General features: G+C 38.0%; 1 protein-coding gene and 1 pseudogene. One reads left to right on the forward strand and one right to left on the reverse strand.

Going from position 1 to position 679, the window contains the following annotated elements; all coding sequences use genetic code 11:
* Window positions 1-414: FtsX-like permease family protein (locus tag BABA_RS12200; RefSeq protein WP_007085498.1), on the forward strand; the 414-nt coding region annotated here is incomplete at its 5' end.
* Here the strand turns inward: BABA_RS12200 and BABA_RS26540 are convergent.
* Window positions 354-515: pseudogene (locus BABA_RS26540) on the reverse strand (transposase); the annotation flags it as partial. The gene BABA_RS12200 and the pseudogene BABA_RS26540 sit on opposite strands and share 61 nt — an antisense overlap.
* Between the last annotated feature and the right edge of the window lie 164 nt (window positions 516-679).

The following is a 679-nucleotide window of genomic DNA, read 5'->3' on the forward strand; positions in this document are numbered from 1 at the left end:
GGAATTGAAAAAGCAACTTATGGTGGTGCTAATACCGCAAAACTTTTCCAAATTGCACGAGGAGTTCAAACTTGGGGAACTGCAGCAGCGATTTTATTAATCTTTGTCGCGGTCTTCTTGATCTCTAACACCATTCGAATCACTATCCTATCAAGACAACGTGAGATTCAAATCATGCGTCTGGTTGGGGCTAAAAATGGTTATATTCGTTGGCCATTCTTCTTAGAGGGAGCTTGGATTGGACTTTTAGGTTCAATTATTCCAAGTCTTATCGTTGCTTGGGCTTATCGTCTTGCTTTTGTTAGTCTGACACCAAGTCTTCAATCACAAAAACTTTCGATGTATGAGACTAGCGAGTTCATTCCAGCCATTATCGAAGGTTCATACCCTAAAAAGGCTGATAACTCTGCTTGAAGCAGATCATTCATAGCAGTTTCAAGAGAAGTACGGAAAAATTCATCAATATCTTGCTTTTGGGCTAGGAAGTTAAGTAGTTCTGTGGTAAACTGAGTCATAGGAATAAATCTCTTTCTAGTAATGTTTCGCAACTCTACTATAACGGATTTATTCCTTTTTGTGTTTACACAACTTATTTTACACTACCGTCAGTTCCTGGTATTAATATCAAGGGGACTTGTTTCTGAGCCACTTTTTGTTCAGATTTATATTTTATGGAGAT

The organism is Neobacillus bataviensis LMG 21833 (genome assembly GCF_000307875.1).
Taxonomy (GTDB): domain Bacteria; phylum Bacillota; class Bacilli; order Bacillales; family Cytobacillaceae; genus Neobacillus; species Neobacillus bataviensis.